We start from the raw sequence: 10502 nt of genomic DNA, 5'->3' as shown, positions 1-10502 counted from the left end.
CGTCAACTGCGGCCGGCAGCGAATTGATGAAGTAGGACGGCGTGACGCCCATGGAAATGTCGGCGGCCAGCATGCCGCCCAGCAACGCTGCGATGGTGGTCCACACGCTGATGAGTGGCATCACCACGGCGAGCGCCAGCGCGCGCGGCATGACCAGGCGAAAGCCCCGCGCGATGCCCATGACACGCATGGCGTCGAGCTCTTCGGTGACCCGCATGACACCGATCTGCGCAGTGATGGCCGAACCGCTGCGCCCGGCGATCAGGATGGCGGCCAGCACCGGCCCGAGTTCGCGGATCAACGAGATACCCAGGATGTTCACGATGAAGGCGTCGGCGCCGAACTGGCGCAGCTGCTGCGAAATCAGGTAAGCCAGCACCACGCCAATCAAAAACCCCACCAGTGCGGTGATGGGCAAGGCGGTGGCACCGATATGAAACAGGTGGCCCGACAGGTCGCGCCAGGGGCCTTCCTGCGGGTGCCTGAAAAGCCGGATGATGTCGAGCAGCAGCTGGCCGATCAGGCGCACCAGGCCTTTGAGGTGGTCGACCAGACGCAGCACCCGTGTACCCAGCAGGATGAAGGGCCCGGTCCAGTCAGGCTTGCGGGGTTTGGGCGGATCCGCACTGAATTTGGCGACGGTTTCCAGCACCGCGCGCTGGCTCGCGTGCACCTGCAGTTGCGCAGGCCAGTCGCGCCCCCAATGGTTCCACAGCACCTGCGCACCCAGGTGGTCAAGCTTTTCGAGCGGCTCCAGATTCCAGCCGGCGGATTGGGCTGCGCCGCCCTGCAGGGCTTGCAGTTGCGCCGTCAAACCTTGCCAGACTTCCTGTGCGGTGAGGTCGGCGGCTGTCCAGGCACCGCGAACGACAAACATCCGGCCTTGCGGCGTGTCCTGCTGTTCGATGCGGGGCGTGGATTCTTCCATGTGCATTCGGTAAAGGCGTCCGGTGGTGCCCGGCGCTTGCCGGCAGTCTGCAATGGCGGGCGGCGCCCGAATTGCAAAACAGTCATGGTAACTGCAGGAAACACAAATACACAGCCCCAAAAACGCGCTATCGCCTTGGTCCTACAACCCGCCGGGACCCCGTGCCGGAAGGAAAGGCCAGCGGGTAATCCCCGCCGCAGGGATAGCGCCGTTTTTGCCACAATCGAACCACTGCCGCGCGGTCAGCCTCGCGTTAGGCTGGGATGGCAGGATGGGAGCCTGCGGCGAAGGAACGCTGCCAAAACAGCACAGCTACCCGGCCCCTCAAAAACACACGGCTGAAAGCCAAGAGACAAAACATCCATGCAAGACGACAGCCAGGTTTTTGACTACATCATCGTCGGCGCCGGAACCGCGGGTTGCCTGCTGGCCAACCGCCTGAGCGCCGACGCGTCCAAACGGGTACTGCTCATCGAGGCCGGCCGCAAGGACGACTACCACTGGATCCACATCCCGGTGGGCTACCTGCATTGCATCGGCAACCCGCGCACCGACTGGCTCTACAACACCGAGCCGGACGCCGGCCTCAACGGGCGGGCACTGCGCTACCCTCGCGGCAAGACGCTGGGCGGCTGCTCCAGCATCAACGGCATGATCTACATGCGTGGCCAGGCACGCGACTACGACCAGTGGGCCCAGCTGACGGGCGACATGGCCTGGCGATGGGACAACGCGTTGCCGCATTTCAAGCTGCACGAAGACCACCACAAGGGTGCCGACGCGATGCACGGTGCGCGCGGCGTGGCACCCGAGCTCATGCAGGACAAAAGCCAGCCCTACCAGAAGCTGCTGCGTCACCACAATTCGGGCGGCGAATGGCGTGTCGAGAAACAGCGCCTGCGCTGGGACATCCTCGATGCATTTGCCGAAGCGGCGCAGCAGGCCGGGATCCCGGCGACTTCCGACTTCAACCGCGGCGACAACGAGGGTGTGGGCTACTTCGAGGTCAACCAGAAAAAAGGCTGGCGCTGGAACACCGCCAAAGCATTTTTGCGTCCCGCCTGTTATGCCCGGCCCAATTTCGAATTGTGGAACAACGCCCAGGTGTGCAAGCTCGTGGTTGAAACGCAGGCCGACGGCAGCCAGCGCTGCACCGGCGTGGAAGTGTGGGCCGGCGACGAGCGGGTGACAGCGCATTCGACACGCGACTCGGGGCACATGGGCGAAGTCATCCTGTGCGCAGGCAGCATCGGCTCGCCGCAAATCCTGCAGCTTTCAGGCATTGGCCCGGCCACCCTGCTGCAACAGCACGGCATTCCGGTGCTGCAGGACCTGCCGGGCGTGGGCGCCAACCTGCAGGACCACTTGCAGATCCGCTCGGTCTACAAGGTGCACGGCGACCAGCGCTGGGGGCTTTCGCTCAACACCATGGCCAACACGTTATGGGGCAAGGCCCGCATCGGCCTGGAGTACGCGTTGAAGCAGACCGGCCCGATGAGCATGGCGCCGTCGCAACTGGGCGCCTTCACTCGCTCATCGCCCGACCAGCCCTACCCCAACATCGAATACCATGTGCAGCCGCTGTCGCTGGACGCTTTCGGCGAGCCGCTGCACAGCTTCAACGCTTTCACCGCCAGCGTATGCAACCTCAACCCGACCAGCCGCGGCACCGTGCACATCAAGAGCAACCGCTTTGAGGATGCACCGGCGATTTCACCCAACTACCTGAGCACGGCCGAAGACCGGCAGGTGGCAGCCGACTCCCTGCGCGTGACCCGAAAGATCGTCAGCCAGGACGCGCTGGCCAAATACAAGCCCGAAGAATTCAAACCCGGCGTGCAGTTCCAGACGGACGAAGAACTCACGCGGCTGGCGGGCGACATTGCCACCACCATCTTCCACCCGGTGGGCACCACCAAAATGGGCAAGGAAGACGACCCCATGGCGGTAGTGGACTCGCACCTTCGGGTGCGCGGGGTTCGCGGCCTGCGCGTGGTGGATGCCGGTGTGATGCCGCTGATCACCAGCGGCAACACCAACTCACCCACGCTCATGATTGCGGAGAAGGCCGCCGAATGGATTCAGGCCGGCATTTGAAGGCAACGCCGTGCCCAAGCTGCCCGCAAGCCTCCGGCTGAACCGCCCCTTCGAAACAGATCAAAGATAGATTTTTTGGAGAAGACGCACCAGCGTCTTTTTTTCCGCCGCGCTCAGCCGCTCGGTGGCATCTGATTCGAGGCTGGTGGCGGTGCGCTCAGCCTCCCGCATCAGCGCCTCGCCTGCCTCGGTGAGATACAGGCCCACAGCGCGGCCGTCCTGCGGGTGCGGCTTGCGGTGAACGAGCTCGCGCTTTTCCAGCGTGCCGATTTTCCCGACCAGGTTGGGCGGCAAGATGCTCAGCGCACTGCACAGCTGGCGCGAGGTGATGCCCGGGTTGTGCGTGATCAGCGACAGGATGGAAAAATCCACGTGTCGCAGGTCATACACCGCCATGCGTTTCATGAACAGTTCAATGACCTTGAGCGAAGCACGCGTGGCGTTGTAGCCAATCAGTGTTTCAAGGTAGGAGGTATCGAYTTCTTCGACAGCGGGCGCTGGTTTGAGGGACGCTGGCATAGGTGGTCAGGAAGCTTTCGTCATCGGGCAATACGGACCGCCGCACGGCATGCGGCCAGTCCAGCCCCGATTATGCCAAGCGGTGCCGATCCATGATCGGGTGCCTCAGGGCTCCCGGCATCAGTCATCGGCACCGCGTTCTGATCAGGACTCGGCGGTAAAGCCGATTTTCTTGATCAGCGGGCCCCAGCRGTCGAGTTCGCGCTTCTGGCTGGTCGCCATGTCCTCCGCCGTGCCGCCGTAGGGAATCAGGCCCACCACCGTCAGCGAGTCGATGACGGATTTGTCCTTGATGGCGGCGTTGATGGCGGCGTTGGCGGCGGCAACCACACTGGCCGGCGTTTTGGCGGGGGCACAAAAACCGAACCACTCCTCCACGGTCAGGTCGGCAAAGCCCTGTTCGGCGAAGGTCGGTACTTCGGGCACAAAGGGTGAGCGCTGCTTTCCGGACGTTGCCAGGATGCGCAGCTTGCCGGCCTTGTGATTGGGGATGAAGTCGCCATGCGGCGTGAACATGGCCGCAAGCTGGCCGCCCACCACATCGGTCACGCCGGGCACGGAACCGCGGTAAGGCACATGTTTGAGTTCCACCTGGTTGTTCAGGCCCAGCAAGGCGCCCAAAAAGTGGGGGGTTGATCCCGCAGCGGGCGAGCCATAACTCGCATCCTTCGGATTGGCCCTGGCCCATACCAGGAAGTCCTGGACGGTCTTCACGGAAGCGGGCACCAGCGGCCCCACAGCCAGCCCATGGTGAATCATGGACGCGGTGCCCACGGATACAAAATCCGCGAACGGGTCATAGGCCAGCTTTTTGTAGATGTGGGGATACAGCGACATGCAGGAAAACGGCGTCATGGCAATGACGGAGCCGTCCGTGGGTGCCATCTTCAGCGTCTCCAGCGCGATGCGGCCGCCGGCGCCGGCCTTGGTGTCCACGATGGCGTTGTTTTTGGAATAGGCGGTGCCGCCCATCCTGTCGCCGACACGGCGCGCGCAGATGTCGCCCGCACTGCCGGCGGGGAATCCGTAAATGATCTTGACCTGCTCCAGCGGGCTCGCATGGGCAGAGAACGGGGCGAAGCCGGCGGCTGCGGTGAGCGTTGCGGCTGCCTGCACAAAATGACGGCGTGTTTGCATGAAATGTCTCCTTTTTTAATGATGTCCAACGGGTCGAAAAAACAAAACCGAAATCAAAAACTGAAAGACGAAAACAAAGCGGAACGCGAAGCGTCTAGCTGCACAGGGCCCGAATGTCTTGCGGCACGGCAATGGCCTTGATGCGCTCAGGATTCTCCGGACGGCGAATGCAGAAGGCCCGGGTTTCACGGCCTTCGCAAATCAGGTCGTCACCACGTTTGATCACATGCTTCTGGATGAATACCTTGTCGCGCCACTCCTCAATACTTGTGTGAATCTGCAGCGTCTCGCCATAGACGGCGGGCTGGGTGAACCGCGTATTGATCTCGAGCAGCGGCGTGCCGATGATGCCGGTGGTCTTGACAAGCTCACGCCATGTTGGCACGCCGCACTTGACAAAAAAGTTCAGCGACGAGGCGTCCATCCATCGCGAGAAATTGGGAAAGAACACGATACCTGCGGGATCGCAGTCGCCAAACGCAACGGAAACTTCGTAAACAACGGTCTTGCTCATGCTGTTCACCTTGGCGCCATGCGCAATGCGCCATCCAGCCGGATGACTTCGCCGTTGAGATGGTCGTTGGCCACGATGTGCGCGGCCAGCTGGGCAAACTCCTCGGGCTTGCCCAGGCGCTGCGGAAAAGGAATGCTGGCGGCAAGCGAAGCCTGCACCGCCTCGGGCAATTGCTGCATCAGCGGCGTTGCGAACAGGCCCGGCGCCACCGTGCAGACGCGGATGCCGTGCTGCGCCAGGTCGCGCGCCATCGGCAGTGTCATGCCGACCAGGCCGCCCTTGGAGGCACTGTAAGCCTGCTGGCCCACCTGGCCGTCAAAGGCCGCCACCGAGGCCGTGAACATCATGACGCCGCGCTGGCCATCTTCCAGCGCGGGCAGTTTGGCGCAGGCGGCCGCAAACAGGCGGCTCGCGTTGTAGGTGCCCACCAGGTTGATGGTGACGACTTTGGCAAAGTCTTCGAGCGGCGCAGGGCTGCCGTCTTTGCCCACCACGCGCCTGGCCGAGCCAACGCCGGCAACGTTCATCAGGATGCGGGCCGGGCCATGCGCAGCTGCGGCTTTTTCCAGCGCGGCCGCCAGGCTGGCGCTGTCGGTGATGTCGCACTGGCACGCCACTGCGGTGCCGCTCCCGTGCGTGGCGCAAATGTCGGCCGCGACTTTTTCTGCTCCGGCGAGATTCACATCCAGCACGGCAACCCTGGCGCCCAGGCGTGCCAGCTCACGGGCAGTGGCTTCACCCAGCCCTGAGCCGCCTCCCGTCACCAGCGCCGCAAGTCCTTCAATCTTCATGCCTTCTCTCCAGATCGGTTGYTATTGTTTTTATAGCTGCTTGCGCTTGTCTGCTGTGCACTGCAGCCACCATTTGCTCAAGAAATTTCGGCCCCTTCGGGGTTTTCAAGCAACAGGGCAATGCCCTGCCCGCCGCCCACGCATGCGGATGCAATGCCGTAACGCAGGCCCGCGCGTTGCATTTCAYGCGCGACGGTGACCGTCAGGCGGACACCGGTGACCGCCAGCGGGTGACCCATCGCGATGGCACCACCATTGACATTGAGCTTGCTCAGATCGAGGTTCAGTTCACGCGCCACCGCCAGCGTTTGCGCGCCTTGGGCTTCGTTGATCTCGAAGCGGCCGATCTGGTCCAGCGTCAGGCCGCAGCGCGCCAGCAGCAGGCGAATCGCTGGCGCGGGACCTATGCCCATGATTTCGGGCGGCACCCCCACCACCGCGGCAGCCACGACACGTGCCAGCGGTTTTTTTCCATGCGCCTTCACGTACTCGCCCGAGGCCACCACGGCTGCCGCTGCCGCATCCACCAGCGCTGCACTGTTGCCGCCGGTCTGCACCCCGCCGGCGTGAACCACCCGGAGTTTGGCCAGCACCTCGACGGGGGACAAGCGTGCGTGGGTGTCCTGCGCGACTTCCGTGGCTTTGCCCTGCAGGCGTATGCCGCGCGTGGCATAGCCGGCGAGTTCAAATTCTTCTGTGACCACCGGCACAATTTCACCGGCGTGAAAACCCGCCTCGCGGGCGGCCACGGCTTTGGCAAACGAGCTGGAGGCAAATTCATCGACGGCTTCCCGCGCGATGCCATATTTCTTCGCGAGATTTTCCGCGGTCTGGATCATGTCGATGCCGGCGGCCGAGTCCTTGAGGGCCTCCCACATGAAGTCCTTGAAGCCGACCGGCGCGCCCAGCTTGAAACCCGTACGGTGCTCGAAGGCGGCGATCGGGTTGCGCGTCATGCTCTCGGCGCCGACGACCAGCGCCACGCTGGCGGCTCCGCTCTGGATCTGCTCGCCGGCCTGGCGGAACAATTCAAAGCCGGTACCGCAGATGCGCTGCACCATGATGGCCGGCACCTCCACAGGCACCCCGGCGTAAAGGCCGATATGGCGCGGCAGCATGAACTGCTCAAAATCACCAGGAGCCATGTTGCCGGCAAGCACCGAATCGACATCGCCGCCACTGACACCCGAGCGCTGGAGCACGGCGCGCGCGGCCTTGATGCCGAGGTCGGTGGGCGATATATGACCAAGGGCGCCGCAGTAGTCGACCATGGGCGTGCGGATGCCGTCGAGCATCCAGACGTCTTCGAAAGCGGAGAAAAATCCTTTGGGCTGCATGGTGTTTGTGCGTCGGGTTTTATGGTGCGGGTTTGACGATGGGGTGCGCCGTGTCATCGTGCAGGGCTACCACCAAAGCTTCACGGTGCGTCAGCACGGCGCGCTGGTTGATGGAGCCTTTGTCGGTGACCTCACCCTTGTCGAATGAGGGCGGCTCATGCATCAGGTGCAGGCGCCGGATGCAGCTGGCGCTGCCGGTCGCGCCCTCCGCGAGCTTGTTCATCATCTCCTGAAAGTGCGCTACCACCTGCGGGCTTTCAACGGCCTGGCGCAGCGGCGCGTCGGGCGGCAGTCCGGCCAGCGTGCGCACCGCAGGTGTCGGGAAAACCAGTGCGCCCACTTCCTTGAGGTTGATGCCCGTGAGTACCACGTCCTGCACGTAAGGCGCTCCCGCAGCGACGATCTTTGCACGCAGCGGGCCCACACTGACAAAGGTGCCCGTGGCCAGCTTGAAGTCCTCGGCGATGCGCCCGTCGAACTTGAGCCCGAGGTGAATGTTGCCCTCATCAATCCATTTGACGGCGTCGCCGGTACAAAAGAAACCTTCTTCGTCAAAGGCTGCTGCCGTCTCCTGCGGTGCGCGCCAGTAGCCGGGCGTGATGTTGGGGCCCTTGTAGCGCACCTCGGTCTTGCCGTCGGTGTCCACCAGCTTGAGCTCGATGCCGGGCGCGGGCACGCCGAGGTCGCCGGCTTTCACGTTGGGGTTGGTCACAAAAATGGCAAACGGCGCGGACTCGGTCATGCCCAGGCCGGTCGCCATGACAATGCGCTCGCCCACTTCTTTTTCTTCGGACTCGTACAGGCTGTCCCACACGGGTTGGGCCAGCGCAGCGCCGGCATAAAAAAACATCTTCACGCGCGACAGCAGGTTGCGCCGCAGCTCTGCGTCCGTTTTCATGGCGCTGGCGATGGCCTCAAAGCCGGTAGGCACGTTGAAGTACACCGTGGGGGCAATCTCGCGCAGGTTGCGCAGGGTTTCGTGCATCAGCGCCGGGGTCGGTTTGCCGTCGTCGATGTAGAGCGTTCCGCCATGGAACACCACCATGCCGAAATTGTGGTTGCCGCCGAAGGTGTGGTTCCAGGGTAGCCAGTCGACCAGCACCGGCGGCTCGTCCTGCAGCACGGGCATCGATTGCGCCATTTGCTGCTGGTTGGCACACCACATGCGCTGGGTATTGATGACCGCCTTGGGCATCTTGGTGGAGCCGCTGGTGAACAGGAATTTCACGATCGTGTCCGGCCCTGTGGCCTGCATGGCGCGGTCTACGGCCTCCGTGGCCGGCGTTGCAGCCAGTTCGGCAAACGCCGTGGTGGCGCGCCCTTCGACCTGCCCGGTAGCCAGCACCACCTCGACGTCGTTGCCAATGGCTGCGCTGATGGCCCTGGCGTAGCGGGCGCCGTCGGCGGCAAACACCAGACCCGGCGTCACGGTCTTGAGCACGTGGCGCAGCTTGTCGTAGTCCTGGCTGACCAGACTGTAGGGCGGAGACGTCGGTACAAAGGGCACGCCGGCCAGCATGCAACCCAGCGCCAGCAACGCATGCTCCAGGTCGTTTTCCGACAGGATGACCACCGGGCGTTCGGCGCTCAGGCCCCGGTCGACCAGCCCCTGTGCGATGTTGCGGGCCGAGACCCAAGCTTCGGCATAAGTGATGTGCCGCCAGTCGCCGGTCTTGCCATCAGCCAGCTTTTCGCGCCGCGCCATGAAGCTGCGGCCCGGGACCGTCTGCGCCCAATGCTGCAGGCGGTCAGTGATACGGGTCGGGAAGGCTTGCAGGGCCTGGTCTGCGCGCAGATAGCGCACACCGGGTACGCCGTCGCGCAAAACCACACGGGTCACGCCAAAGGCCATGGGACGAAATTTCGGGGCACTCATGGTTGTCTCTTCTGTCTCTTGTCTTCTGTCTTTTTTCTGGATGTCTCTCTTGCCTGCCCGCCCGGCCTGGTCAGCCCTTCTGGACCTTGCGGGCCTTGCCGTCCAGGAAATCTTTCACGCGGCTCTTGGCTTCGGGCGCGCTTTGCGCCACTGCGGCCATCAGGGCCTCGGTGAAGAACCCCTGGTCTGCCGGTTGCTCGGCAATGCGCGGCAACGCATGCATGAGGGCGTAGTTGGTCAGCGGCGCGTTTTCTGCCACGCGAGTGGCCAGTTCAAGGGCTTTGGCGAAAGCCTGGCCCTCGGGCACCAGGTATTGCGCAATGCCTATGCGCTCACCGTCCACCGCGTTGTAGACACGGCCGGTCAGCATCATGTCGGTCATCCGCGCGGCGCCGATCAGCCGCGGGATGCGCACCGCACCGCCACCACCGACAAAGATGCCGCGCGAGCCTTCGGGCAGCGCGTAGAAAGCGCTTTCGTCGGCAACCCGGATATGGCAGGCACTTGCCAGCTCCAGGCCACCACCGACCACGGCACCGTGCAGGGCCGCGATCACGGGCACCGGGCCGTACTGCACCCGCTCCAGCGCTGCGTGCCACATGCGCGAATGGTGCAGGCCCTGGCTGGCATCACGCTCCTTGAGTTCGCTCAGGTCAAGCCCCGCACAGAAGTGGTCACCCTCGCCGCAAAGCACGGCGGCTTTTGTTTCGGAAGGAAGGCTTTCGAACAGGTTCCGCAGTGCCAGGATCAGGGCGTCACCCAGGGCGTTGCGTTTGGCAGGGCGCGCCAGGCGGACCACGGCGACATTGCCGTGCATTTCGAGATGAAGGTATTTTGGGGTCATGTGAAGTGTGTTTCCGGAAGCCAATTATGGTTATGAATAATAACTATTACAACGTGATTAAGCCTTTTTTTTCTAGTGAAAACCCTAGGGCGTACCAAGGCATGTTTGCGCGGCGGACCAGCCGGCCCGCAAGGCAATCCGCAGGAGGAAACCCTGGATGAAGGATGACTCCCCCCGCAGGGGATGGAGGAAATTGGGTCGCCCGGCAGACGGCGATTCGGCACACTGGGTGTGCCGCTGACGCTAGCGGTCAGTCAGTTTCGCCGTGGCCCGGCCTGGCGCCGGCAACAGCCGGCGAAGGCCTGGCTCAAATATTGAGCCACTTCAGCAGCTCGCGCATGCGCGCTTCCGACGTGGTGTCGAACTGCTCGATGCCGATGCGCTTGAGCACGTCCTTGCCGGCATCGCTGGCGGGCAGCGCCAGCAATTCCTCCTGGATCGCCTTGAGCTGTTCGGGCT

At 63.5% G+C, this 10502-nt stretch carries 9 protein-coding genes; 1 reads left to right on the top strand and 8 read right to left on the bottom strand.

Annotated elements, in window-relative coordinates:
• A partial coding sequence (locus AC1D1X_RS07655) for an MlaE family ABC transporter permease (RefSeq protein ID WP_477698077.1) occupies nucleotides 1–928 on the bottom strand: 928 nt, incomplete at its 3' end.
• Between the two features lie 363 nt (nucleotides 929–1291).
• On the opposite strand from AC1D1X_RS07655, the gene AC1D1X_RS07650 reads away from it, so the two are divergent.
• Complete coding sequence (locus tag AC1D1X_RS07650; RefSeq protein ID WP_477670243.1) at nucleotides 1292–3025, top strand: GMC family oxidoreductase; 1734 nt, start codon at nucleotides 1292–1294, stop codon at nucleotides 3023–3025.
• A 60-nt stretch (nucleotides 3026–3085) separates the two neighbouring features.
• Here AC1D1X_RS07650 and AC1D1X_RS07645 read toward each other — a convergent pair whose 3' ends face one another.
• The 7 genes from AC1D1X_RS07645 to AC1D1X_RS07615 all read right to left on the bottom strand — a co-directional run bounded on the left by AC1D1X_RS07645 (nucleotide 3086) and on the right by AC1D1X_RS07615 (nucleotide 10043).
• Nucleotides 3086–3544 (bottom strand): MarR family winged helix-turn-helix transcriptional regulator, encoded by a 459-nt coding sequence (locus AC1D1X_RS07645; RefSeq protein ID WP_477698076.1) that lies wholly within the window; start codon nucleotides 3542–3544, stop codon nucleotides 3086–3088.
• A 144-nt stretch (nucleotides 3545–3688) separates the two neighbouring features.
• Nucleotides 3689–4681, bottom strand: a complete 993-nt coding sequence (locus AC1D1X_RS07640) for a Bug family tripartite tricarboxylate transporter substrate binding protein (protein ID WP_477698075.1) — start codon at nucleotides 4679–4681, stop codon at nucleotides 3689–3691.
• A gap of 94 nt (nucleotides 4682–4775) precedes the next feature.
• Entirely contained in the window at nucleotides 4776–5195 is a 420-nt protein-coding gene (locus tag AC1D1X_RS07635; RefSeq protein WP_477670245.1) for an acyl-CoA thioesterase, read from the bottom strand.
• 5 nt (nucleotides 5196–5200) lie between these two features.
• On the bottom strand, nucleotides 5201–5986 hold the full coding sequence (locus AC1D1X_RS07630; RefSeq protein ID WP_477670246.1) for an SDR family NAD(P)-dependent oxidoreductase: 786 nt from the start codon (nucleotides 5984–5986) through the stop codon (nucleotides 5201–5203).
• A gap of 77 nt (nucleotides 5987–6063) precedes the next feature.
• Nucleotides 6064–7323 (bottom strand): thiolase family protein, encoded by a 1260-nt coding sequence (locus AC1D1X_RS07625; RefSeq protein ID WP_477698074.1) that lies wholly within the window; start codon nucleotides 7321–7323, stop codon nucleotides 6064–6066.
• A gap of 19 nt (nucleotides 7324–7342) precedes the next feature.
• Entirely contained in the window at nucleotides 7343–9199 is a 1857-nt protein-coding gene (locus AC1D1X_RS07620) for a feruloyl-CoA synthase (RefSeq protein WP_477670248.1), read from the bottom strand.
• A 70-nt stretch (nucleotides 9200–9269) separates the two neighbouring features.
• A complete protein-coding gene (locus tag AC1D1X_RS07615; RefSeq protein WP_477670249.1) occupies nucleotides 9270–10043 on the bottom strand; it encodes a crotonase/enoyl-CoA hydratase family protein in 774 nt (257 codons plus the stop codon).
• Nucleotides 10044–10502: the final 459 nt, after the last annotated feature.

The sequence above is a fragment of the Polaromonas sp. P1_G4 genome, from assembly GCF_056405475.1.
Note: the sequence above shows the minus strand (reverse complement) of the source record. Positions and strands in the feature narration are given on the sequence as shown.